The organism is Psychroserpens sp., from assembly GCF_034670085.1.
GTDB lineage: Bacteria > Bacteroidota > Bacteroidia > Flavobacteriales > Flavobacteriaceae > Psychroserpens.
In genome coordinates this window covers 112,790-138,225 of sequence record NZ_JAXMOD010000006.1, presented here as the reverse complement: position 1 = coordinate 138,225, position 25,436 = coordinate 112,790, and the positions used below count along the sequence as shown (strand labels likewise).

Genomic DNA, 25,436 nt, shown 5'->3' with positions numbered 1-25,436 from the left:
TAAAACTTTAACGTAAACATCAAAATTTAATACCTGTATCTTTTGTTATAATCATTACTTTTGGAACGTGTTTATATGCTTATTAACAATACTATTGTAATTAAAATATGAACCAATTATATTCGTTGTATAGATTTTAAATACATATAATGCCAAAAGAAAAACAACTTCGATACGATAAGGCCTATTTAAGAATTGCTAAAGAATGGGGAAAACTTTCGCATTGCGAACGCAAACAAGTAGGCGCTTTAATTGTAAAAGACAGAATGATTATTTCTGATGGCTATAATGGTACACCTACTGGTTTTGAAAACTATTGTGAAGACGATGATGGCTACACTAAATGGTATGTGCTCCACGCTGAAGCAAATGCGATATTAAAAGTTGCTGCTTCGACACAGTCTTGTAAAGGAGCTACTTTATATATAACGCTATCACCTTGTAAAGAATGTAGCAAACTTATTCATCAAGCTGGCATAATTCGTGTTGTATATCAGGAAGGATATAAAGATGACTCTGGAATTCAGTTCCTAAAAAAAGCTGGAATTGCACTCGAACTGATTGAAGATTTACATGCATAAATGAACTTTCAAAAAAAATACATACCACTATTATTTGGAGTCGCTATTGCTGCTGGAGTATTTATTGGTGGAAAGCTAAACTTCTCAGATACATCAGATCGTTTATTTACTACTAATAGCAAAAAAGACAAACTTAACAGACTTATAGATTATATCGATTACGAATATGTGGATCAAATTAACACTGACAGCATTGTTGATGTCACCGTAAATAGCATTTTAGATAATTTAGATCCGCATTCTATTTATATACCAAAAAGCGAAATGCAGAGTAATATTGATAATATGAAAGGTGATTTTATTGGTATTGGAGTTAGTTTTTATACCTATAAAGATACTGTTACAGTAATTAGACCTATTGAAGGTGGACCAAGCGAAAAAGCCGGTATTAAAGGTGGTGATCGAATTATAATGGCCAATGGAGATTCTATTTTTGGAAAGGAATGGACCAATGAAGCCATCGTTAAAAAATTAAAAGGCGAGAAAAATAGCAAGATTACACTTAAAGTATATCGTCCTGGTGAAGAAGAATTATTAACCTTTAAAGTTAAATATTCAGACATTCCGTTAAAAAGTGTTGAAGCGTCCTATATGTTAACCGACAACTTAGGTTATATTAAAATTAATCGCTTTGCAGAATCTACTTATAAAGAATTTAAAAAAGCATTAGACGAACTTCAAGATCGAGGTGCAACAAAATTAGCTTTGGATCTAAGAGATAATCCAGGTGGTTTTCTTGACATAGCTGAACAAATTGTAGACGAGTTTCTAGAAGATGACAAACTTATTTTATTCACTAAAAATAAGGCAGGCAAAATTGAAAAAAGGTACGCAACACGACGAGGAGATTTTGAAGAAGGAGCTATTTATATTCTTATAAATGAGAACTCGGCATCTGCTAGTGAAATTGTTGCAGGTGCGTTGCAAGACAATGATAAAGGAACAATTATTGGCAGACGAAGTTATGGTAAAGGTTTAGTACAACGTGAAATGTCTTTAGGTGATGGTAGTGCTGTTAGACTTACTGTTTCTAGATATTACACTCCTACTGGTCGCTCAATTCAGCGTCCTTATGACAATGGCAATAACAATGATTATCATAATGATTACTACAAGCGCCTCAGTAATGGTGAATTTCAAAACCCAGAGAACATTCAAATTTCAGATTCTTTAAAATACACAACTCCAAATGGCAAAATTGTTTACGGTGGAGGCGGTATAATTCCAGATATTTTTGTGCCACTTAATACAAGTAAACAGAACGAAACGCTGACTTACATTAAACGAAGAGGATACGTTAGTAATTTTGTGTTTGAAGAACTAGATAAGGACAGATCACTTTACGTAGATTTTGAAGCTTCTGACTTTATTAAAAATTTTGTTGTAGGTGATGATGTGGTTGAAGAATTTCAAGACTTCCTAAATTTAAAAGAAAGAACAAATATTTCATTTGTTAATTATCATGACCAAATGAAAATGTTAATTAAAGCAGAATTAGCTAGTCAATTATTTAATAGTAGTACTTCAGAACAAATTATCAATGAAACTGATGTGATGATTGAAGAAGTAATTCTTTTGAGTAAAGCAAATGAAACTTTAGACAACTAATTTATTCTTAAACTTTGTCGTGAATTTTCGTATGCTTCCCAGCATTCCAAAGTGTTAAAATATCTGTTGCTACTTGCGCTCCACTTCCTGAAGCAATAGCAAATTGACTTCGCCACCCAGCCATTGTGCCCGCAACATAAAGTTGATCATCTACTACATGATTCTTATTTTTTAACCAGATACGCTCTTTTTCAATTACGGCTCTTGGGTGCGGTTCTAAATAGCCTTCAAGACCTTCGATAGTTACTAAATTGGTGTAACCTACAGCCACAACCACTAATTTTGATGCGTAGGTATTTTTATTTGTAGTAATAGTATATCCTTCCGTCGATTTAATAAGCGATTTAACTTTTTCGTTTTCAATCTGTTCAACATGAGGATACAATTGAGCCAATTGCTTTTTTCCATTTTCTAAAATAGATGCACCAGTTGTACCAGGAGCTAAACCCAAAACATTATTAAATAAGGCATTTTGTAAGTGAGACGCTCTTTGATGTAATACAATACCAATTTGTTTGTCATCAGCAAAAGGTTTTGATTTTGCAGATCCTAAAACCAAAGCGCAAGACATACCTGCTGCTCCACCTCCTACAATAAGCACATCAAACATTAGTTATTGCTTTTTAGTTTTTGTTCTACTTTTTTTGACAACCTTAAAATCTGTAATAAAAAGATAGCACAAAGGGAAGCAAAAATTGTAATAAGAGCCACAACACTTTGCCCTTCAAATGGCGCATCCAAATTAATTTGAGTAATATTAAATCCGATTAATATGATGGCAATAATTGTAAGTAGGATGGTTACTAGTTTCATCTTTTAATTTTTAATGATAATAATTGGTCAATTAAATTTCACCAATAAATACTACTGTTGACATTTAGAATTGTTGGTATGCAATTCAATGTTAAAATTTTAAGCAAGCTCAAAAAGGGCTTTAATATTGTGTGCAAATAATTTTACGGCAATGGCTAATAAAATGACACCAAATACTTTTCTAATGATATTAATCCCATTTTTACCCAAAATATGTTCAAGTTTTGCCGACGTTTTAAGCACAATAAAGATAACAATTACGTTACATATTACAGCAATAATTATATTTTCAATTGCAAATTCAGCTCTCAAGGATAGTAGTGTTGTTAAACTACCAGGTCCTGCAATAAGAGGAAATGCTAACGGAAATACAGATGCCGTCATAGGACTAGAACCATCATCTTTATACAAGGTAATTCCTAAAATCATTTCTAAGGCAATGAAAAAGATAACAAAAGCACCAGCAACAGCAAAAGAATTGACATCAACACCAATTAAAGACAATATTGTTTTCCCTAAGAACAAAAACAAAATCATAATTACACCTGCAATAATTGATGCTTTTTCACTCTGTATATGTCCAACTTTTTTACGCAAATCGATAATAATTGGAATATTTCCAATAATATCAATAACCGCAAACAGTACCATAAATGCAGTAAATATTTCTTTAAAATTCAATTGAATATCCATGACTTCCAAATTTTCGGCAAAAGTAAGTCTTTAAGAAGGATTTATAACATTAAATAATCGTAAAGTTTAACTATTTTTGTCGTTACTACTATTAGCTTAAAATCGTATGTTCCAACTAGGAAAAACCATTGTTTCAGAAGACATTATAGAAAAAGATTTTGTGTGCAATCTTTCGGCTTGCAAAGGCGCTTGTTGCATCGATGGTGATGCTGGTGCTCCTTTAGATTCTGAAGAAATAAAAATTTTAAAAGACATCTACCCAAAAGTGAAACCGTTCTTGCGCAAAGAAGGTATTGCTGCAATTGAAGCTCAAGGCACGCATATCACTACGGCATTTGGAGATTTTGAAACACCTTTAATTAATGGAGCTGATTGTGCCTATGTGATTTTTGATGACAAAAAAACAGCACTTTGCGCTATTGAAGAAGCTTACAATCAAGGTGAAGTCTCATGGAAAAAACCAGTGTCTTGTCATTTATACCCTATTCGAGTTAAAGACTATTCTGAATTTTCAGCAGTTAATTATGATAAATGGGAAATTTGTGATGATGCCTGTACTTTAGGAAAAGAACTTCAAGTACCCGTTTATAAGTTTGTAAAAGAAGCACTTATTAGAAAGTTTGGCGAAGATTGGTATTCCGAATTAGAGAAGGTTGCCGTAACCTATAAGTAACCTTAAGCAGTTCTTAATGCAATTGAATTAATAGGAATCTCAACAATCACTTTTGTCCCAGTAGGATTTTGATTGGCATCGTAAAGATCCTCAATACGAAGACTGTAATCTCCTGAATAATCTTTTGAAAAATTTGCCAATCTGGCCTTAGTTAAAGATATTCCAACTGATTTACGCTTCAATAATTTATCACTGTTAATTTTAGTTGAACGTACTCTTCCAATACCATTATCTTCTATAGAAATGGTGACAAAATCTTCATTAGTTTGAAATACATTGAGAGTGATTTTTTTATCGTCATCCTTTTTAGAAGACAAACCATGCCATAGTGCATTTTCAATAAATGGTTGCAAAATCATTGATGGCACTTTTATACTTGCTGTATTAATTGTGTCTTCTATATGAATATCAAATTGAATTGCATTTGAAAACCTAATATTCTCTATATTCATATACAGTTTCATTGTGTCGAGTTCATTTTCTAAAGAAATGTCCTTTTCGGTTGAAGACACTAAAATTTTCCTGATAAATTTTGAGAACTTATTCAGATAATAAACCGCATTTTCTTTTTCATTATTAATAATGTATAGCTTTATGGAGTTAAGAGAGTTAAAAATGAAATGCGGATTCATTTGGCTCCTTAACATATCCTGCTCTAATGTTAATATTTGTTTTTCTTGTTGTAATTGCCTTGTTCTGTAAAGTGCAACCATTATAGCACCAATTATCGCCAAGGCTAACATCGAATACCAAAATAATTTTTTATTGCGTTCTAATCTAGATTTCACCAATTCATTTTCATCAGCTAATGCCTTAATTTGGTTATTCTTGGCTTCATTTTCGTATTGGATAATAACATCATTAACATATCTCAAATTACGATCATTGGAAATTGTTTTTTCTAAGTCAACAGCTTCTCTATACGCATTTAGTGCTAAATTAGGTTTATTAGTTTGTTCATATAACTCTGACAAATGCTTCTGAGCTTCGACAATAGAGGATTTTAATCCGTAAGTTTTTGCGAGGTCTAATCCTATTTTAAGATTGGTTTCAGATAAATCATTCAATTCCAAATGTTTTTGAGCCCATCCCAAATTAATATAAGAGGAGGCAGTATAAAACTGATCACCAATCAATAAAGCCTTTTCAAGTGCTTTTTGAATTATATCCTTAGCACCAATAAATTGTTCTTGCTGTATATACACCTTTCCTATGCTATTGAAACAAATAACGCGTCCAAGCTCTGAGTCAATTTGATTATTATAGTCTAATGAGCGTCTGTAATTACGTAATGCATTATCTAACTCGCCTTGCGCCTCATAAGCAAAACCGATGTTTTGATAGTTGATAGCCAGTCCTAATTTATTGTCAGCTTCTTTTTCTACAATAAGAGATTTCTGAAACTGTCGCATAGCGAGCTCGTACTGCTCAAGCACCAAATAAATATTGCCCATACTGTTTTGAGACACAGCAATATTATATTTTATTTCTTTTGAAGGATTAGCAACAGATCTAGCAATATCTAGAGCTTTGGTATGAAAGTCTAATGCAGGTTTTACGAGATCCATTCTTCGGTAAACCACACCTATATTATTTAGATTGATAACTCTAAGTTCTAAATTATCAGTTTCTATAGCTAATGCATTAGCTTTGGTATGTGATTTAATTGCTTTTTCGTAAAGTGAATTATTTCTGTAAAACACACCCAAATTATTTAAGGCAAAACTTTCACCTTCAGAATAATTAAGATCTCTAGACTTACGTGCTAAAGCATTCATTTTTATGGTATCTCTTTCAAATTTCGAAAAAACTGAATCTAGTATTTTGAAATCTCTAGGCATTGTAGTTGTGACGGTTTCCAATTGTGAAGCAAAACTAGATTCCAAATTATCTTGTGCCTCAAGGTTTAAGCATAAGGCCAAGCAACATGTAAAAACACCTATAGATTTAAGCTTAGCTAAGATTATGATTTGAAGACGACTCATCTTATAATTTCTCTAAAAAATCTGATTTTCGTTGTCTAGCGACCGGAATTTTATGATTGGACTGCATCACCACATAACCTTCACTTTTGATAAACTCTTTTATTTTATTCAGATTTATGATATACGAATTATGGATTCTAAAAAAACAGTGTTCAGGTAAAATCGCATCAACTTCTTTTAGTTTCTTGGTGATAACCAATTTTTGAGCTTTTTCTAAAAAAATGGTACTGTAATTACCATCAGATTCTACATAAAGAATATCATCAATATTTAAAAAAATGAGCTTTCCATCTGTATTAATTGTTATTCGTTTATTATCCAATTTATCATTAAAATTGGTTAATACTTCTTCTATTTTTGTGGCGTTTAAAACTTTAGAATTGTATTTTTTAATTTTTTGAATGGTGTCCTCAAGATCATCAGAATCTATAGGTTTCAATAAATAATCAATAGCTTCATGCTTTAACGCCTTTATGGCATACTCGTCATAGGCAGTCGTAATAACCACTGCAAAATCTTTATTTGTTAATTTTTCAAGAAACTGAAAACCATCCATAGTTGGCATTTGAATATCTAAAAACAAGCAATCTGGAGTGTTTGCATTTAAATAGAATATAGCTTCCTCAGGATTAGAAAACGTTTTAATAATAGTAATATCATTACTAAAATTAGAAAGCTCCCAAGACAAACTTTGGATAGCCTTTGGCTCATCATCTACTATTACAGCTTTTATCATAATATCAAATATATAATTTTATGTAACACGATTTCTGCAATATGTATGGTTAGCCTTCTTTTGTGTGTATTGTGTTAAAAAAGGACTTTTACAGGTGAGCAAAAAAACAACAATACCATCTATACACATTTTATTACCAACTACACAAATTCAATTTAAGTATCAATAAAAAAAAATCATCTTTGAGTAAACAAATTAATGACCAATCTACATTAATAGGTATAAAAAAAAGTGATCGTGGGGATTCACTATTTGATTAAATGCTATTAATCATAAAAAGTCAGGGTCAAACCTGACTTTTTAATTTTAAGACGTCATACAATACTATTATACAGTTAATAGTTTTAGTTAGTTTAATTAATTATTAGGGATTAAAGAGAGCAATTAACGCTCTCTTTTTTTGCATAATTTTCAACATGATTTTCAATCTATTCAACGTAGTAAACATCGGTTACAGCAGCTTATTTAATAGGATTATACTTACAATTCACAATCAATTATTTTTAAAATAATATTCTCATTATCAGTGATTTACAATTATTTTTAACAATTCTTTGATTTTTTTATCAATTTCCCAATTGTTAAAAACTTGTTGAAAAGCTTTCCAAAAAAACGGTGATATATCTCATACATTTTTGAATCTTTGTTAGTCCCAAATCACACGAAATTTTTCAGTCAATTTTTAAATAAAAAAACCAATTAATATGTCTCAATTTGTAGAACCAATTTTGCAAGAAAATAAAGATCGATTTGTGATTTTTCCTATTCAACATCATGATTTATGGGAATGGTATAAAAAATCTGAAGCGAGTATGTGGACTGCAGAAGAAATTGATTTACATCAAGACATTACAGATTGGACTGGAAAATTAACAGATGATGAACGCTACTTTATCAAACATGTTTTAGCATTTTTTGCTGCAAGTGATGGTATCGTAAACGAAAATCTTGCTGAAAACTTCGTGAATGAAGTACAATATAGCGAAGCAAAGTTTTTCTATGGTTTTCAAATTATGATGGAAAACATTCACAGTGAAACCTACTCATTGTTAATTGACACCTACGTAAAAGACGAAAAAGAAAAAGCAATGCTTTTTAATGCTATTGAGACTTTTCCTGCAATCAAGAAAAAAGCAGATTGGGCATTAAAATGGATTGAATCTCCAAGTTTTGCTGAGCGTTTAATCGCTTTTGCTGCTGTAGAAGGTATTTTCTTTTCGGGATCTTTTTGCTCAATATTTTGGTTGAAGAAACGTGGTTTAATGCCAGGTTTAACATTTTCTAATGAGTTAATTTCTCGTGATGAAGGTATGCACTGTGACTTTGCAGTTCATTTACACGAACATCACCTAATAAATAAAGTGCCAAAAGAACGTATTAAAGATATTTTGGTAGATGCCCTAAACATCGAAAGAGAATTTATTACAGAATCTCTTCCTGCAAGTTTAATCGGTATGAATTCTAAATTAATGTCACAATATTTAGAATTTGTAACTGATGGATTACTGCAGGATCTTGGTTGTGAGAAAGTTTATAATACAGCAAACCCTTTTGATTTCATGGATATGATTTCATTACAAGGAAAAACAAATTTCTTCGAGAAACGTGTTTCTGAATACCAAAAAGCTGGTGTTCTTAACAAAGAGGAAGAAGAAAATAAATACGATTTTGGTTCAGATAGTTTCGACTTCTAAAACCAAAAAACAAAGACAGAATTATTTTAATTGGCGTCGTGGTCCTTTTGTTATAAAGTTTCACAACCAGTTTTAATTTCAGAATAAAAAACTAATAATTAATCCAACTATTACTCAGCATCCTACTGATTAATAACAACTAACTAATCCCTTTTCTGAATGGTAGCTTCAGAAAAACTAAAAAAACGTGTGACCTATGTATGTAGTTAAAAGAAACGGAAGAAAAGAACCAATAATGTTCGACAAAATTACGGCAAGAGTTCGTAAACTTTGTTATGGACTTAATGAACTTGTTGATCCAATTAAAGTGGCAATGCGAGTAATTGATGGTTTATACGACGGTGTAACAACGAGTGAATTAGATAATTTAGCAGCTGAACAAGCAGCAACAATGACTACTGCTCATCCAGATTATGCACGCTTAGCGGCTCGTATTTCAGTTTCTAATCTACATAAAAACACAAAAAAGACCTTTAGCGAGGTGATGGAAGATTTATACACTTATGTAAATCCGAGAACTGGAAAAAAAGCGCCTTTATTGAGTGGTGAAGTGTATAAAGTCATTACTGACAATAAAGACATGTTAGATTCTGCTATTATCTATAACCGTGATTTTGGTTATGATTATTTCGGTTTTAAAACGCTTGAACGTTCATACCTGTTAAAACTGAATGGTCAAATTGCAGAGCGACCTCAACACATGTTAATGAGAGTATCAATTGGTATTCACCTTAACGATTTAGATGCAGCCATTGAGACTTATGAGTTGATGTCTAAAAAATACTTTACACACGCTACACCAACATTATTTAATTCAGGAACACCGAAACCACAAATGTCTTCTTGTTTCTTATTAACAATGAAAGACGATAGCATTGATGGGATTTATGACACTTTAAAGCAAACGGCAAAGATTTCACAATCTGCTGGAGGAATTGGTTTATCTATTCATAATGTTCGTGCAACAGGAAGCTATATTGCAGGCACTAACGGAACTAGTAATGGTATTGTACCAATGCTAAAAGTATTTAATGATACGGCTCGTTATGTAGATCAAGGTGGTGGAAAACGTAAAGGCAGCTTTGCTATGTACATCGAACCTTGGCATGCAGACATCATGAGTTTCCTCGATTTGAAGAAGAATCATGGAGCCGAAGAATTACGTGCACGTGATTTATTTTATGCAATGTGGATGCCAGATTTGTTTATGAAACGTGTGCAGGAAGATGCAGAATGGACTTTAATGTGTCCTAACGAATGTCCAGGTTTATGTGATGTTCATAGCGAAGAATTTGAAGCATTATACACAAAATATGAATCTGAAGGTAAAGGTCGTAAAGCGATTAAAGCAAGAGAACTTTGGGAAAAAATATTAGAATCTCAAATTGAAACAGGAACACCTTACATGTTGTATAAAGATGCAGCAAATCGTAAATCTAACCAGAAGAATTTAGGAACTATTCGTTCTTCAAATTTATGTACAGAAATTATGGAGTACACCTCTCCAGATGAAGTTGCTGTATGTAATTTAGCATCTATTGCATTGCCAATGTTTGTTAAAAACGGAGAATTTGATCATAAAGAATTATTTAAAATCACCAAGCGTGTTACCAAAAACTTAAACAGGGTTATTGATAGAAATTACTATCCTGTTAAAGAAGCTGAAAATTCTAATTTCCGTCACAGACCAGTTGGTTTAGGTGTTCAAGGTTTAGCTGACACATTCATTAAACTAAGAATGCCATTTACAAGTGATGAAGCTAAAAAGTTAAATCACGATATTTTTGAAACACTCTATTTTGCTGCTGTAACAGCAAGTATGGAAGAAGCAAAAGTGGATGGCCCTTACCAAACTTATGAAGGTTCTCCAATAAGTAAAGGAGAATTTCAGTACAACCTTTGGGGAATTAAAGATGAAGAACTTAGTGGACTATGGGATTGGGCGAAATTACGTAAACAAGTATTGAAAAATGGCGTTCGTAACTCTTTATTAGTTGCTCCAATGCCAACAGCATCTACATCACAGATTCTAGGAAACAACGAATGTTTTGAGCCCTACACTTCAAACATTTATACACGTCGTGTGTTGTCTGGTGAATTTATTGTTGTAAACAAACATTTACTTGAAGATTTAGTAGAATTAGGACTTTGGAATGAAGACTTAAAGAACGAAATCATGAGAGCTAATGGATCTGTACAAAACGTAGATTGCATTCCTGATGATATTAAAGAATTATATAAAACTGTTTGGGAACTATCTATGAAAGATATTATAGATATGTCACGTCAACGTGGTTACTTTATTGACCAATCGCAATCGCTTAACTTATTCTTAGAAGGCGCAACGATGGCTAAGTTAACCTCTATGCATTTTTATGCTTGGAAAAGTGGCTTAAAAACTGGAATGTATTATTTACGAACTAAGAGTGCCGTTGATGCTAAAAAAGTAACAATCTCAAGAGCAGCAAAAGCAGAACCTGTTGCAGAAGTACAAGAAGTTACAGTAGACAACGTCGCACAGAAACAACAGAAAGCTGCTGAAACTGCAGCGAAATTCGCAAAGCAAGTTGCAGAAAAACCACAAGTAGAACCAATTCAAGTTGAAGTTGCTCCAATGAGTGCAGAAGAAATGAAAGCACTCATTGCTCAAGCTAAAGAAGCTGAAGGTGATGATTGCTTAATGTGCGGTTCTTAATAGTTTTAATTACTTAAATAAAAAAACATCTCCTTCGAGATGTTTTTTTATTTGGTATTAATCATTAATTTAAAATACAACTATTTGAGTTTAATTTAATTTTACGCTATCTTAAACTCTTTTTAGTAATATATGGCATACAGTTTTTACGATATTTTGCAACTTGTTGGAGCCTTAGGCCTATTCCTTTTTGGAATGAAAGTCATGAGTGACGCCTTATTAAAACTTGCAGGAAATAAGTTGCGGTCGTTTTTGGCCACCATGACTTCCAATAGAGTTTTTGGAGTAATTACTGGCTTTTTTATCACATCAGTTATTCAATCTTCTTCTGCTACAACACTGATGGTTGTTAGTTTTTCTAATGCAGGATTATTAACACTTACAGAATCGATAAGTGTTATAATGGGAGCTAATATCGGAACAACTATCACAGCTTGGCTAATTACTATTCTAGGCTTTAAAGTAAGCATGAGTACAATAGCCTTACCTCTGGTTGGATTTGGATTTCTTTTTACTTTTTCCAAACGCAAAAATCTAGATAATTGGGGTAATTTCATCATTGGTTTTGCATTATTATTTATCGGACTTCAGTTTTTAAAGGATGCCATGCCAGACATTAAAAACAATCCTGAAATATTGGCTTTTTTAAGTCAGTATACTGATCTTGGTTTTCTTTCTGTATTACTTTTTTTACTTATAGGCACAGTTTTAACTGTCGTTATTCAGTCTTCTAGTGCAACTATGGCCTTAACTTTAATTATGACTGCTGAAGGCTGGATTCCTTTTGAATTAGCAGCAGCAATGGTATTAGGCGAGAATATAGGCACAACAATCACAGCCAACTTAGCAGCTCTAGTGGCTAGTTATAAAGCCAAACGAACAGCAAGAGCGCATTTAGCATTTAATATCATAGGTGTAATTTGGGTGCTCGTCTTATTTTATCCTTTTTTAAGATTTGTTAGTTGGTTAGCCGAATTATTAGGATCACAGTCTCCTTATATAACTGCTGCTGCAATACCTGTAGCTATTTCTTTGTTTCATACAGTATTCAACATTAGTAACACCATTTTACTTATTTGGTTTATCAATCCTATTGCGAAAATTGTAGAAAAGTTAGTCCCAGAACAAATAGAACCAGATATAAAAGTTGATGAACCAAAATTCTTAAATAAAGAAGTTTTAAAATACCCAGAAACAGCCATTTCAGTTTTACTTAAAGAATCAAAATATTTATTTAAAACTACAGTATTTGAAATTGTATCACATGCATTACATATCCATAGATCTGATATTAAATCAGATTTAAAACTAAAAAAGGTAATAAAAAAATCGAATATTCTATTTGAACTCGATGTAAGAGAACAGTACGTCACTCGAGTAAAATACATTTATGGTCAAATAATAAACTATGCGACTAAAGCACAGACTGATCTAGATTTAAACGAACAACAAAACCAACAGATTAGCGAGATTAAAATTGCAAACCGGAACATGGTAGAAATTATTAAAGACGTTAATGAATTAAGTAGAAATATCACTATTTATTTAAATTCTGAAAACAAATACATTCAAAAGGAATATGATAAATTAAGAAAAAGAGTCGTTAAAGTTTTAAGAGTTATTCATCTCTTTAGAACCGAGAAGGATAATGAAGCCTATCACAACACTCTAAAAAGATTAAAAGATCGAGCTCGTGATAATAAAAATATGAGTAATGCGAATTTAGATAAACTCATCAGAGAAGATTTAATCACAGTAGATATGGCATCTTCACTTGTTAATGATACAGATAATGTAAATGATATAATTAAGAATTTAATTATTACCGCAGAATTATTGTACGGGAAAAAAGATACGTTACTTGATAATGGAAATAATACTTAAATTACTTTTCTAAAGTATCAGTTGCTAAATACGCATCATCTTTATTATAATACCAAGCTCTTACCTTTGGTATTTTAATTTGATTTATAGTTTCAGATTTTGACAACATAATATATTCTCCACTATCTAATTTTAACTTCCCTTGCTCATCAGTTTTAAAAAATTGATAGACCTCCATTGCAAAAGTTTCAGGATTAAAATAAAAATACCAAACGTCGCTACCTACAGCTTCTTCATAAGTAACTTTTAATACCAAATAATCTTTCCCTTTGAATGTTTTACGTTCTACAGTTTCAGAAATTTTTGTGCCCTTATCTTTCAGCTTCATTGGTAAGCCATATAAATAGGTATAATAATTTTTGTACATGGTTGCGCGCTCACAACTCAGGTTATTCGAAAATAACTCTGCCTTAGTTAAATCTGTTTTTCCATTCAATGAAATCAAACAATCTCCTTTATCAACTGTGTACTCAGTAACCACAGAATCTCGTGTTGCTTTCACTTTAAAATATTCTGAAGGAAGATTAATAGTAATATGGCTTATACGTTTAGGATTGTCTGGCATCTCCATAATAATATCAAACTCGCCCTTAAAGGTATCCCATTGGGAATTTGGATCATGATATTGAATTGCTTTTTCTAATAACATTGTTCCACTAATATTTTGAGCTGATATAAGTTGAAAATTAAAAATAAAGACGAATAAGAATGTGAATAATTTCATGACTGAATTTTTTAGATTCACTAATTTAAACTTTTTGATGTTAACCTAAGAATATTATATTTGAAACACAAGAGCTTAATACAATTTTCAACCACTGCTAGTTTAACCTCATATGATGAATCCCAAATTAAAAGAAGTTGCACAAGTGTTTTTTAAACTAGGTTGTTTTGCTTTTGGTGGTCCAGCAGCACATATTGCAATGATGGAAGATGAAATCATTGAAAAACGAAAATGGATGACCAGAGATTATTTTCTTGATCTTATAGGCACTACAAATCTAATCCCTGGACCTAATTCTACAGAAATGACCATGCATTGTGGTTATGAACGTGCTGGAAAACCAGGTTTATTTGTGGCTGGAATTTCTTTTATTTTTCCGGCAACCATTATCACAGCATTGTTAGCTTTTTTATATGTAAAATATGGACAACTCCCAAAAGTAGAACCCTTTATTTATGGCATAAAACCTGCTGTTTTAGCTATTATCGCATCTGCTATTTTAAAGCTAGGCAAAAAGGCCATAAAAAGTTTCGAACTCGTTGTTCTTGGACTTTTAGTTTTATCTGCAAGCCTGCTTGGAGTAAATGAAATAATCGCTTTATTGGCAGCTGGTATTTTAGGAATGCTATATTTCTATTTGAAATCTAAGTCAAATTCATCTCTTAACTCTGTATCACCATTTCTTTTTTTCTTTGGAATAAGTACAATTACGGCAAAGGTTTCTACCTTCAAACTATTTATGATTTTCCTTAAAGTTGGTGCTATACTTTATGGAAGTGGCTACGTGCTTTTTGCTTATTTAGATGCCGAATTAGTGACCAGAGGATTGTTAACTAGAGCTGAACTTATTGATGCCATTGCAATTGGACAATTTACACCTGGACCTGTTTTGTCTACATCAACATTTATTGGCTATCAACTTTCAGGTTTTACAGGTGCCTTAGCAGCAACGACAGGTATCTTTTTACCTTCATTCCTTTTCGTTTTAATCCTAAATCCATTCATACCTAGAATGCGAAATTCAAAAATACTACGTTATTTTTTGGACTCAGTTAATGTAGCGGCAGTTGCTGTTATGGTTGCTGTATTGATTGCAATGACGAGAGAAACTCTTGTAGAATGGCAAAGCATTACAATTGCTCTTATAGCAGTATTTTTAACTTTTAAAACCAAAATTAGTACGATTTGGATTATTGTTATGGGAGCCATAATAGGATTTCTTTTAATGATCTTAACGACATGAAAAAAGCCATCATTAAAAAATGATGGCTTTAAAAAAAATTATAATTTACAGATTATTCTTCTTGTTCTGAAGCCTCTGAAGAATCTGATTTCTCAATAATTTCATCAACAACTGTTATAGTAGCTGGTTCAACAGAACTGTCGAAAGAATTATGATATTCTTCTAATAAACTCATCGTTGCCTTAAGTAAATCTTTAGTCTCTAATAATACACTAAAATAGAGAGTTGTGTTCTTTGGACTTGATTCTTCAGTTCTTGTACGTGCAACTTGTTTCTTAATTTTATCCTTTACCAAATTATAAACTTCTGTTCTTTCGTCTAAAATAGCACCTATCTGTTCAAAGGACTCAGAATTAAAAGCAACTCTTGTATCTTCAAATAAAATTTCAAGTTTATCATCTATTTCCTTCAACTCTTTTATTTGGCTAAACTTAAGTTTTTTATGATTGTTATTAACATGCTTGTAACTGATTTTAGAAATATATTCTAAAGACTGCGTCATATCCTGAAGATATCCTAGGATATTAATATAAAAATCACTTGCCCCAACACTTGACTCATCTAAGTTTTTAATAAAATAGAAGACATTATCTCTTAAATCATCAACCTCCTCAGTAAGTTTTACTACTTGTTTCTTACTCTTTTTAAGCAAGACTAAATCTTGCCTTGCAAGACCAACTATTGAATTTGAATAAATTCGATTAGTTCGTTTTACAACATTTGCCATATTGTTAGCACTTTCTAATATAACACCTTGAAGAGAGCTACTTTCTCCTTTTTTCAAGCTGTCTTCATCAATAGTTTTTGTAGATTTCCTCTTGTGAGACGTATAGTTTCTATACAATAATAGTACAGTTAACAATAGTAATATTGGTATAATAACACTTGGGTTCCAATTTATCAAGAACACAACAATACCTGCAGCCATAAAAGCACCTATTGCAGTACCAAACCATCCACCAATAACATTTAATACACCAGCTACTCGATAAACAGCACTTTCTCTTCCCCAAGCACGATCGGCAAGGGACGTACCCATGGCTACCATAAACGTAACATATGTTGTAGATAACGGTAACTTCATTGAGGTTGCAATTGCAATTAAAACTCCCGCAACCATTAAATTTACAGAAGCACGAATCATATCAAAGGCAGGAGCATCAATGCTTTGATCTTTTGATATGACATGGTTAGGTTTTTCAAAACTGTTTCCTATTCTTTGTTGAATTGAATTAGGAACTACGATACCGAAGTAACTGGATAATTGAGACGTTCCTTTTACAATTGCTCGTGAAAGTCTATTAGGCTCAAACTTTTCATGTGTATCACCTTGACGAGATAAACTAATTTCTGTCTCTGCCACTGTCTTGGCTTTTTTAGAAAACCAAAGTGTCAAAACCATTATAGATCCTGCTATGAACAATAAATATGGCTCAGCTGGCACCTTCTTTTCTAAAACTGCCATAGACATCGTCACGTCCATACCTCCTGCAACCCATGCTTCATATGAATGATATGCAGCCATTGGCACACCAATAAAGTTTACAAGGTCATTTCCTGAGAATGCTAATGCCAATCCGAAAGTTCCGATAGCAATTACCACAAGTAAGACTGTTTTTTTGGTTAGTTTCTCAAAAATGAAAGAAAATAAGGTCCAAAACACAAAACTTCCAAGTATGATGTAAATCTCATTGCCTTCTACTAGAGTCTTTAAATCGGAATAATAAGGCGTTCCTTTAAGACCTTTTAGGAAGATAAAGTAAGTAATAGCGGTTAACGCTACGCCTCCAAAAATGATTCCGAAATTCTTTATTTTTTTCTCATAATTGAATGTGAAAATTAATCTTGAAACCCACTGAACAAGTGCACCTACCGAAAAAGCAATTACAACTGATAATAATATCCCTGATATAATTTCAATGGCCTTTTCAGTATTTATATAGGTTGCTAGATCTGCTAATGTTTGTGTTTCAGAATGACTTATTTTGATTAAAGACATTACAACAGCTGCACCCAATAAGTTAAAAACGATTGAAACAGTAGTTGAAGTTGGTAATCCGAGAGTATTAAAGAAATCTAATAACAAAATATCTGTAATCATTACAGCCATAAAAATCAACATGATCTCTCCAAATTCAAATTGTGCAGGCACGAAAATACCTTTTCTTGCTACTTCCATCATTCCACTAGAGAATACTGCACCAATAAAAATTCCTAAACTAGCCACAATCATAATTGTTCGAAGTGAAATGGCTTTTGAACCAATAGCAGAGTTTAAGAAGTTAATTGCATCATTACTTACACCAACCACAATATCAGCAATGGCTAACACTGTAATGGCAATTAACATTAATAAGTAAATATTGTCCATAATTTTTAATTAAAATAAGATTGCAAATATCGGTAGTCTATTTAATAATAAGGTTACCTAATTGTTATTTTTTATGATTAAAAGTGAATATCAAAACCAAGTCTAAACGTAATATTAGCATCATTACCATCTACACTGGTATAACTAATATCAGATTGTACTTTTAATTTATGACCAACAACAAATTTATTAACACCAAGTGTATATTGCTTTGATGGTAATGCACCTGTAATATTTTCATACTCTACAGTAGTGTATCGAGCTGCTATTTCATAGTTGCTTTTAAATAAATATCCAGCTTGCAAATTCAAAGCATTACCTGTTAAAACAACGTCTCCAGTAGGAGTAAAGCCATCAGCTTCTGTTGTTGGAGTGATTCCGTCTAATTCTGTTGCAATTTCATCATCTGCTGTACGTTTTGCATATTCTCCCATAAATGAAAACCCTTTGTATTTAAACATTGCATCTGCAAAAATGGTAGTTTGGTCAGTTTCATAAATTGAACCATCTGATCGTATCATATAATCACCTGCAAAACCTCGTTCTCTAACGGCATCTTGGTTATAGTTATATGTAAAACCTAACATTAGTTTTGGCTTTTCTTCACGTTTTAAATCCGATTGGCTGTAATCGCCTTTTGACTTAAATGTTCCGAAAGGCAAAAACTCTAAACGACCTGTATATTGAAGACCTCCTTCATTTCCTTCTGAAACATTTCGCCCTTCACCTTGTGAAATTGATAATTTTTCCCGCATTAAAAATTCAGAACCTAACTTTGTTTTGTGACGTAATTGAATTCCTAAATCACGATCAATATTAAATCGACTATTCAACAACGAACGGTCAATTAACTGAAGATTTGCTGAGGAAACAACACGTTCTACGTTACCAGGAAGTTTCGTTTGTCCAGCCCAAAGTTCCCAGTTTCCAGCAAAATTCCACATAATAACTGCATCTAGTATATAGCGTGGTGTGTTTCTATTAAAAGCATTTGCTCCTGAGATATCTCTATTAGATAAACCTAGTTCAATTTTATATTTAAGTTTTGTACTGTAGGCGAATCCATCAAATTTTAATCTTGCACGACGCACAATAAAATTGTGTTCTGGACTACCATATTGATTTCCATCATGATCCCAAGAGGATATAGAGCGAACTTGAAAACGTGGAGCAAATTTTACACTAAAGGAGCTATCTTTTGCCACGAAATTTATCATGCCTTTACCAAATTTGGTATCACTGATTTCTTGAGCGTTAATTGAGGAGCATACACATATAAAGAATGTGAGTAAAGTAATTCTAAGTTTCATTGTAAGTACTAGTTTTTGTCGAGTACAAATAACCAACTCTAATGTTAACTAATTGTTTCCTAATCATTAAATTTTGGGTACAAAAAAACTGCCTTGGCCAAAGGCAGTCATTAGAATTCATGATAATTAGTCGACAAAAACTAATAGATTATACGAAACTAATATATCTCATGAGACAAGAACAAATGTAAATCAGCGGTTTAATTAGATTGTAATCTTAATATTATCTAATTATTAAGTTTTGACTACAAAACAAATACATTTAAATAATTGAAATACAGTTACTTAATAGTTTAATGTAAATTTAATGTTAATTAATTGTTGCTTAAATATTATGTAATCTTTATCTTTGAGAAATACACACAATTTAAACCCAGAATTATGAACAAAAAAGTAATGCTTTTACTCGCTTTATTAATCAGTGTGGTTTCTTTTGCTCAGCAAGAGAGAAAATTAGAACTTAACAAAGACACCAATTTAATTGAAGTTACCTATTATCACGACAATGGAGTTGTAAGCCAAACAGGCTCATATACTTTAGATGGTAAGTTACAGGGTCAATGGTTAAGTTATGATACTGAAGGTAAAAAGAGTATTTCGGCGAATTATGATAATGGGAAAAAAGTCGGCAAGTGGTTTTATTGGAACGATACCACACTAAAAGAAGTAGATTATACAAATAACGCTATTACTAGTGTAAATGAATGGGACAACAAAACATCTGTTGCTATTCGAAATTAGATATTATATTTAATAAAAAAAGCATCCCAATTGGGATGCTTTTTTGTAAATTAGACTAACTACTTATTGAATGGTCCATCCTGCTCCCCAAGTTGCATAATCAGTAGCAACACCATTACCTAAACCAGATATAAATTCTGCTTCATTAAAAACTTCACCTGTATCATTTTGTAAGCTGAACATTACATCCACAAAAGTCACATCTGTTGCACTTAAATCGCCGTTAAGAACGCCTGCTCCCGTTGGATTAGTACTATTTGAACCAGCATCTCCATCTAAATCGAATCCTTCTTCAAAACCTTCGATATATACATTAGTGAAAACGCCTTGGGTTCCTGCTCTTAAACGAATAGCCTCGTTTCCTGTATCTGATCCATTTCCATAGATAGCAAGATTATTTACTGTAGGTTTAGAGAAAAATACTGGATTTGAGTTGTTTCCAATATCGGTATTATAACCATCAGCTTCAATTCCTTTATCGTGTTCTGTTCCGTGTTTTACATATGCATTTGTAATTACACCACTATAACCTTCAGTCCAGTCAATTGAATCGTCTTGCGCATGTACAACAGACACAAAACTTGCATTTACAGTACCACCAAAAAACTCAATACCATCATCTTTACCCTCATAAGCTTGAATATATTCAACCAATGTTCCGTTTCCAACACCATAAAAAGAGAAACCATTGTTTTCAGACTGTCCATCTGCAGCTCCGCCTGAGTAATCTACTCGAACATATCTTAAAATTCCTGAATCATCTGAGGCATCAATTCCTCCATAAGGCAAACTCGCAATTTCTGACGTAGATGTTGCTGTTCCAGTTACTGAATTAACTGGAGCCTTACCCAATAAAATTAAACCTCCCCAATCTCCAGCAGCTGGTGAAGAAGCATCTGATGTTAAAATAATTGGATTATCAGCAGTTCCGTTTGCAACAATTCTTGCGCCTTGAGAAATTGCAATATATACATTGGCTCCTGCTGCTAATGCTTCAATAGTCATACCTGCAGGAATCGTTAAGGTCGTACCTGAAGCCATAATTAATGGTCCGTTTACAACATAGCTGTTATTCGCATCTAGTTCTAGATCTGAAGTATATGTTCCAGACAAGAAAATTGTTCCTGGATCTGTTGTTCCTCCATCACTGTTGTTGTTAGTAATACTATTATCATTAATGATAATATCTGCAGTATCATCTGAAGTACAAGAAGTAACAAGCATTGCGATAATTACCAATCCTAATATTAAATTATTTTTCATTTTTTTTGTGTTTAATTAAAGTTCTGATTTACGTTTATAGTTTATGTTTAAAATTTATATTTAAGTTGTATGGACACATCAATTCCTCTTTCATAATTGGTAACATCTTTACCATTAGGAGAAGTTACTAATACGTCGCCAACTGAAGTTCCTTCTCTAAAATACTGTACTGTAGGATTTAAAAGATTTCTAGCCGCTAAATTGATTTCAAATTTTTCTGAAATTTTATTTTGAAGTACAAAATCTAAGTTTGGTAATCCTTTTTCAATAACATTACCTAATTGTCCCGATCCTAATGCATCAATCCTGTCTGAGAAATAAGAGAATATTAAGTTTGCTGCTGGTTTATAATTTCCAAACGTTGGAGAATAGTTAATATCAGCATTTATAATAAATGGTGAAGCACCTTGCAATTCCTCGCTGTCATCTCTAAAGCTAACATCGAATAATGTGCCATCGATTGATTCATATAAATCCTGTTCTGTATGGATATATGTGGCATTTAATCCTACAGACAGCTTGGCTGTATCATCATTTTCTCCTGTATTCATGATGATATTCTTTCTAACCTCAGCCTCAAAACCAATAACCTGTGCTTGATCTCCTGTTCTGAAAAAACGTTGTGTTCCTGTGGCATCAAATGCTACCACTTGGTTAATTGGATCGCTAATTTGCTTATAGAATGCTGCTACAGAAATTAGTTCTGACTTACTCATGAACCACTCATACTTTAAGTCTAAGTTTAAAATTTCTGAATAACCCAATACATCAGGATTACCACCTATTCGTTGTGATACACCTTCGTAAACAAATGGTGCAACTTCTTTAAACTCTGGAAGAGATATGGTCTGACTTGCAGAAAAACGTAAGTTTTGTTCATCCGTCAAGCTATATTTTATATTTAAACTTGGTAAGTACACGACGTCTGAAAATGATCTACTTCCAATACCACTATTACCTTGGTTGATGACATCGTAATTAATGTTTTGAGTAAAAGATTCTACTCGAATACCAGGAACAAACAACCATTTATCACCAGCTTTAATTTCGGCATTTACATATCCAGCGTAAATATCTAAACTTCCTGCGTATGTGTTTTCATTTAAACCAGGTCTATTCGTAGTTCCTAACGTTTCATTTCCATCTGGAGAGGTAGGTATTGGTCTAAATACCTTAATAGTATATAAACCATTTCCGTTAGGGTTTACTTGTAGATTATCTAAAGTAAAGAAGTTATTTAAATTATTTGGGTTTCCAACTTGTGTTTGAGAACTAATAATATCATAACCATAACGATTGTTGTCGAAACCTCGTTCTTTACTTCTTCCGTTATAACCAAAATTGAACTTAAGTTTCTCAGTTACTGTATATGCTAAATTTAAAGTGCTATTATGTTCTTCATCTTTAATATTTTGAAAATAGCGCTGATTATCAAAATCGACATTACTATAAAATATGGGATTGGTTGACGGGTCATTGTCAAATACTGTATCATAATTTTCTAAACTAATACGTTTTCTGTCTGGCTCATGAGCATTAACAAGATTGTATCCAATAGCCCAATCTAAATCTAGGGTTTCAAATTTATGTTTTCCAAGTAATTGGTTGACATAAATCAGGTTTTGGTTAAATTGAACATTCATCTGATAAAACCCTTTATCTGTGTTAGCAATCGCATCTCTATTTCGACCTAAGCCATCAATACCAAAATACCCAACCTTATCTGATGAACTATTAATAAATAAGGAATTAAATCTGAATGAGTTTTGGCTATCAACTTTAAAATTTAATCCAAGCATAGCTGTTGATTGAGTCGTATATTCAAATTCTTCAGAATCTTCAAATGATTTCTTTTCAACGTTGGTATAGTCTGTCGTAACTCCTCTTCTGTATTCAAAACCGTTATTAAAAGAGCCTGTACCGTAAATACTTAATCGTTCTCCATTTTTGAAATCGAAAGATTTTCCGAACGAACCTCCAAAATTGATAGCCATAGGTGTGCTGCCATCAACAGGATCTATTCCATGCGATAAAATGACAGCAAAAGGGTTGTTGTCATATCTATTATAGTAACCAAAGTAGCTGGTACCTTCACTCTTAACAAAGTTTTTACCAATTGCGTTGGTGTTTATTGAAGATCCTACTTCAAAATCAAAAAAGCCATTTCCTGAATAGTCTTTCGAGGATATATCAACATTTCCAGCCGAAAAATCTCCATAAAATCGAGCAGAATAGGCTTTACTTATGGATACATTTTCGATAATATCTGATGTAAATAAATCTAAATCAATATTCTTTTTATTAATATCATTTGATGGTAAAGACAGCCCATTAAACGTTGTGTTTTGATAACGGTCGCCCAAACCTCTTACATAGACATTACTTGAGCCTTCTTGTTTAGAAACACCTGAAATTTTAGCTACAGCACCAGCTGCATTGCTAACCCCTTTTCTTGATAGTTCTTCAGCACCAATACTTTGTTTGATTTCTACTGCTTTTTTTTGATCTAATAACAAAGCTTCTTCACTTTCCTTTCGTCGAGTTGTCTTAATAACAACCTCATCTAAAGTAGCAGCACTTGCTGACATAAATGCATTGACTTCGGTTATTTCTCCTGCAATAACCTCAACTGTAATTTCTTGAGTTTCATAACCCACAAAGCTAAAAACTAAAACATAAGTTCCAGGAGATAAATTTTCAAAACTGTATAAGCCATCAAAATCAGATGTAGTTCCCGTAGTTGTTCCTTTAATAAGTACGTTACCAAACGCTAAAGGCTCATCATTGAATTCTTTATCAATCAATTTTCCAGAGATAAATCCAGTATTTTGGGAATTTCCTATGGATATAAAAAACAGTAGCGTTAATAATACAAATGTTCTCATTAGTAATTTTAATTTGTTGCTGCAAAGAAACTATCATTGTGTAAAGTCAAGGTTAATATGAGGTTAAACCTAAGTCATAAAAAAGTTATCTAAATGTTACTAAAGTTCTATTTTTTTATTCTTTGGAAACGATAATTTAACATTGATGTCCTATCTTGCACATACTTAAAAATTTACTATGAATTGGGAACAACTTTTATCTCTTAAACGTTTTGGCGATACGCATAAAAGATTGCGAAAAGAACAAGATGAAACACGCTTAGGGTTTGAAGTTGATTATGATAGAATTATCTTTTCTTCAGAGTTTAGAAGTCTTCAAGACAAAACTCAAGTTATTCCATTATCTGAAACAGATTTTGTTCATACACGATTAACTCATAGTTTAGAAGTGAGTGTTGTAGGTAGATCGCTTGGCAGAAAAGTAGGTCAAAAACTTCTAGAAAAACATCCGCATTTAAAAGACACTTTGGGCTATCGTGCTAACGATTTTGGAACGATAGTTGCTGCTGCATCTTTAGCTCATGATATTGGAAATCCTCCTTTTGGTCACAGTGGTGAAAAATCAATAGGTGAGTTCTTTAAAACAGGGAATGGCAAGCGTTTTAAAGATAAATTAACCGATAAACAATATCAAGACCTTTGCGATTTTGAAGGTAATGCAAATGGGTTTAAAATTTTAACTGAAAGCAGACAAGGACGAGAAGGTGGTTTAAGACTTAGTTATGCTACACTAGGAGCATTCATGAAATATCCTAAAGAATCGCTTCCTAAAAAACCAACGTCTCATATTTCAGATAAAAAATATGGGTTTTTTCAAACTGAAACTAAAGCATTTATTGATATCGCTAAAGAACTGGGTCTAATTAAAAGAGGTGCTGAAAGTGACATTAGTTTTTGTAGACATCCTCTAGCTTTTTTAGTCGAGGCAGCAGATGACATTTGTTATACTATTATTGATTTTGAAGATGGTATAAATTTGGGTCTCATTCAGGAAGAATATGCGTTAGAATATTTAATTAATCTAGTAAGAGATACAATAAACACTAAAAAATACAACTTACTCTCTACAACTCAAGATAGAGTAAGCTACTTAAGAGCTTTAGCTATCAACACGTTAATTAATGAGGCAGTCGTTTTATTTATGGCTAATGAAGAGGATATCCTAAAAGGAACGTACTCAAAAGCTTTATTAGATCACAGTAAATATGAGGCCCAAATAAAAGATATTATTAAACTAAGTGTTGAAAATATTTATCAGTCAAAAGACGTTATTTATAAGGAAATTGGAGGATTTAAGATTCTTAATGAACTTTTAAATATCTTTACAACAGCCATTTCTAACAATTTTGAAGGAAATTTATCGAATTTTGATAGTTTAATTTTGAAAGTTTTACCGAAAAACATAGACTTAAAACAAGATACGTTATACGAAAATTTGCTATCAGCTTGTTTTTATATTTCAAAGTTATCAGACAGAAATGCCATTTTAACATTTAATAAATTAAAAGGAAACCATTTATAAAAAAAAAAATTGAAA

General features: G+C 32.3%; 19 protein-coding genes. 9 read left to right on the top strand and 10 right to left on the bottom strand.

Going from position 1 to position 25,436, the window contains the following annotated elements; translation table 11 throughout:
• Positions 1-149: 149 nt before the first annotated feature.
• Positions 150-581 (top strand): dCMP deaminase family protein, encoded by a 432-nt coding sequence (locus VOI25_RS11415; protein ID WP_323789207.1) that lies wholly within the window; start codon positions 150-152, stop codon positions 579-581.
• The gene (locus tag VOI25_RS11410) at positions 582-2,189 is read left to right on the top strand and encodes a S41 family peptidase (protein ID WP_323789206.1); all 1,608 of its coding nucleotides are present in this window, start codon (positions 582-584) and stop codon (positions 2,187-2,189) included.
• Positions 2,190-2,196: 7 nt separating this feature from the next.
• On the opposite strand, the gene VOI25_RS11405 is transcribed toward VOI25_RS11410, so the two are convergent.
• From VOI25_RS11405 to VOI25_RS11395, 3 genes are all read right to left on the bottom strand, one after another.
• Positions 2,197-2,799 (bottom strand): FAD-dependent oxidoreductase, encoded by a 603-nt coding sequence (locus VOI25_RS11405; protein WP_323789205.1) that lies wholly within the window; start codon positions 2,797-2,799, stop codon positions 2,197-2,199.
• Positions 2,799-3,002, bottom strand: a complete 204-nt coding sequence (locus VOI25_RS11400) for a hypothetical protein (protein WP_323789204.1) — start codon at positions 3,000-3,002, stop codon at positions 2,799-2,801. Before VOI25_RS11400 ends, VOI25_RS11405 begins: the two co-directional genes overlap by 1 nt.
• A 99-nt stretch (positions 3,003-3,101) precedes the next feature.
• Positions 3,102-3,689, bottom strand: coding sequence for a MarC family protein (locus VOI25_RS11395; protein WP_323789301.1), 588 nt, complete (start codon positions 3,687-3,689; stop codon positions 3,102-3,104).
• 112 nt (positions 3,690-3,801) lie between these two features.
• On the opposite strand from VOI25_RS11395, the gene VOI25_RS11390 reads away from it, so the two are divergent.
• On the top strand, positions 3,802-4,368 hold the full coding sequence (locus VOI25_RS11390; RefSeq protein WP_323789203.1) for a DUF3109 family protein: 567 nt from the start codon (positions 3,802-3,804) through the stop codon (positions 4,366-4,368).
• A gap of 2 nt (positions 4,369-4,370) precedes the next feature.
• Here VOI25_RS11390 and VOI25_RS11385 read toward each other — a convergent pair whose 3' ends face one another.
• Positions 4,371-6,353, bottom strand: a complete 1,983-nt coding sequence (locus tag VOI25_RS11385) for a tetratricopeptide repeat protein (RefSeq protein WP_323789202.1) — start codon at positions 6,351-6,353, stop codon at positions 4,371-4,373.
• A 1-nt stretch (position 6,354) separates the two neighbouring features.
• Entirely contained in the window at positions 6,355-7,089 is a 735-nt protein-coding gene (locus tag VOI25_RS11380; RefSeq protein ID WP_323789201.1) for a LytTR family DNA-binding domain-containing protein, read from the bottom strand.
• A 704-nt stretch (positions 7,090-7,793) separates the two neighbouring features.
• On the opposite strand from VOI25_RS11380, the gene VOI25_RS11375 reads away from it, so the two are divergent.
• The 3 genes from VOI25_RS11375 (at position 7,794) to VOI25_RS11365 (ending at position 13,362) form a co-directional block, all read left to right on the top strand.
• Positions 7,794-8,783 (top strand): ribonucleotide-diphosphate reductase subunit beta, encoded by a 990-nt coding sequence (locus tag VOI25_RS11375; protein WP_323789200.1) that lies wholly within the window; start codon positions 7,794-7,796, stop codon positions 8,781-8,783.
• A gap of 196 nt (positions 8,784-8,979) precedes the next feature.
• Complete coding sequence (locus VOI25_RS11370) at positions 8,980-11,478, top strand: ribonucleoside-diphosphate reductase subunit alpha (protein WP_323789199.1); 2,499 nt, start codon at positions 8,980-8,982, stop codon at positions 11,476-11,478.
• A 132-nt stretch (positions 11,479-11,610) separates the two neighbouring features.
• Positions 11,611-13,362: a Na/Pi cotransporter family protein gene (locus VOI25_RS11365; protein WP_323789198.1), complete on the top strand. Its 1,752-nt coding sequence runs from the start codon at positions 11,611-11,613 to the stop codon at positions 13,360-13,362.
• A gap of 1 nt (position 13,363) precedes the next feature.
• Here VOI25_RS11365 and VOI25_RS11360 read toward each other — a convergent pair whose 3' ends face one another.
• Positions 13,364-14,086, bottom strand: a complete 723-nt coding sequence (locus tag VOI25_RS11360) for a DUF6503 family protein (protein ID WP_323789197.1) — start codon at positions 14,084-14,086, stop codon at positions 13,364-13,366.
• 115 nt (positions 14,087-14,201) lie between these two features.
• On the opposite strand from VOI25_RS11360, the gene chrA reads away from it, so the two are divergent.
• Positions 14,202-15,329, top strand: a complete 1,128-nt coding sequence (chrA, locus tag VOI25_RS11355; protein WP_323789196.1) for a chromate efflux transporter — start codon at positions 14,202-14,204, stop codon at positions 15,327-15,329.
• Between the two features lie 52 nt (positions 15,330-15,381).
• On the opposite strand, the gene VOI25_RS11350 is transcribed toward chrA, so the two are convergent.
• Entirely contained in the window at positions 15,382-17,700 is a 2,319-nt protein-coding gene (locus tag VOI25_RS11350) for an inorganic phosphate transporter (RefSeq protein ID WP_323789195.1), read from the bottom strand.
• Between the two features lie 77 nt (positions 17,701-17,777).
• Complete coding sequence (locus VOI25_RS11345) at positions 17,778-19,010, bottom strand: porin (protein ID WP_323789194.1); 1,233 nt, start codon at positions 19,008-19,010, stop codon at positions 17,778-17,780.
• 381 nt (positions 19,011-19,391) lie between these two features.
• Between VOI25_RS11345 and VOI25_RS11340 the strand changes: the two genes are divergently transcribed.
• On the top strand, positions 19,392-19,751 hold the full coding sequence (locus tag VOI25_RS11340) for a nicotinic acid mononucleotide adenyltransferase (protein ID WP_323789193.1): 360 nt from the start codon (positions 19,392-19,394) through the stop codon (positions 19,749-19,751).
• A 63-nt stretch (positions 19,752-19,814) separates the two neighbouring features.
• Here VOI25_RS11340 and VOI25_RS11335 read toward each other — a convergent pair whose 3' ends face one another.
• A complete protein-coding gene (locus VOI25_RS11335) occupies positions 19,815-21,014 on the bottom strand; it encodes a multidrug transporter (RefSeq protein ID WP_323789192.1) in 1,200 nt (399 codons plus the stop codon).
• Positions 21,015-21,061: 47 nt separating this feature from the next.
• Positions 21,062-23,899, bottom strand: coding sequence for a TonB-dependent receptor (locus VOI25_RS11330; protein ID WP_323789191.1), 2,838 nt, complete (start codon positions 23,897-23,899; stop codon positions 21,062-21,064).
• Between the two features lie 178 nt (positions 23,900-24,077).
• Between VOI25_RS11330 and dgt the strand changes: the two genes are divergently transcribed.
• Complete coding sequence (gene dgt, locus VOI25_RS11325) at positions 24,078-25,421, top strand: dGTP triphosphohydrolase (RefSeq protein ID WP_323789190.1); 1,344 nt, start codon at positions 24,078-24,080, stop codon at positions 25,419-25,421.
• The last annotated feature ends 15 nt before the right edge of the window (positions 25,422-25,436 follow it).

What these genes read in the sequence shown, in the direction of transcription:
- VOI25_RS11370 (WP_323789199.1), top strand. Translation starts at nt 8,980, where the DNA reads ATGTATGTAGTTAAAAGAAACGGAAGAAAAGAACCAATAATGTTCGAC.
- VOI25_RS11385 (WP_323789202.1), bottom strand. Translation starts at nt 6,353, where the DNA reads ATGAGTCGTCTTCAAATCATAATCTTAGCTAAGCTTAAATCTATAGGT.
- VOI25_RS11330 (WP_323789191.1), bottom strand. Translation starts at nt 23,899, where the DNA reads ATGAGAACATTTGTATTATTAACGCTACTGTTTTTTATATCCATAGGA.
- VOI25_RS11365 (WP_323789198.1), top strand. Translation starts at nt 11,611, where the DNA reads ATGGCATACAGTTTTTACGATATTTTGCAACTTGTTGGAGCCTTAGGC.
- VOI25_RS11415 (WP_323789207.1), top strand. Translation starts at nt 150, where the DNA reads ATGCCAAAAGAAAAACAACTTCGATACGATAAGGCCTATTTAAGAATT.
- VOI25_RS11390 (WP_323789203.1), top strand. Translation starts at nt 3,802, where the DNA reads ATGTTCCAACTAGGAAAAACCATTGTTTCAGAAGACATTATAGAAAAA.
- VOI25_RS11345 (WP_323789194.1), bottom strand. Translation starts at nt 19,010, where the DNA reads ATGAAACTTAGAATTACTTTACTCACATTCTTTATATGTGTATGCTCC.
- chrA (WP_323789196.1), top strand. Translation starts at nt 14,202, where the DNA reads ATGAATCCCAAATTAAAAGAAGTTGCACAAGTGTTTTTTAAACTAGGT.
- VOI25_RS11350 (WP_323789195.1), bottom strand. Translation starts at nt 17,700, where the DNA reads ATGGACAATATTTACTTATTAATGTTAATTGCCATTACAGTGTTAGCC.
- VOI25_RS11410 (WP_323789206.1), top strand. Translation starts at nt 582, where the DNA reads ATGAACTTTCAAAAAAAATACATACCACTATTATTTGGAGTCGCTATT.
- VOI25_RS11340 (WP_323789193.1), top strand. Translation starts at nt 19,392, where the DNA reads ATGAACAAAAAAGTAATGCTTTTACTCGCTTTATTAATCAGTGTGGTT.
- VOI25_RS11360 (WP_323789197.1), bottom strand. Translation starts at nt 14,086, where the DNA reads ATGAAATTATTCACATTCTTATTCGTCTTTATTTTTAATTTTCAACTT.
- VOI25_RS11405 (WP_323789205.1), bottom strand. Translation starts at nt 2,799, where the DNA reads ATGTTTGATGTGCTTATTGTAGGAGGTGGAGCAGCAGGTATGTCTTGC.
- VOI25_RS11335 (WP_323789192.1), bottom strand. Translation starts at nt 21,014, where the DNA reads ATGAAAAATAATTTAATATTAGGATTGGTAATTATCGCAATGCTTGTT.
- dgt (WP_323789190.1), top strand. Translation starts at nt 24,078, where the DNA reads ATGAATTGGGAACAACTTTTATCTCTTAAACGTTTTGGCGATACGCAT.
- VOI25_RS11400 (WP_323789204.1), bottom strand. Translation starts at nt 3,002, where the DNA reads ATGAAACTAGTAACCATCCTACTTACAATTATTGCCATCATATTAATC.
- VOI25_RS11375 (WP_323789200.1), top strand. Translation starts at nt 7,794, where the DNA reads ATGTCTCAATTTGTAGAACCAATTTTGCAAGAAAATAAAGATCGATTT.
- VOI25_RS11380 (WP_323789201.1), bottom strand. Translation starts at nt 7,089, where the DNA reads ATGATAAAAGCTGTAATAGTAGATGATGAGCCAAAGGCTATCCAAAGT.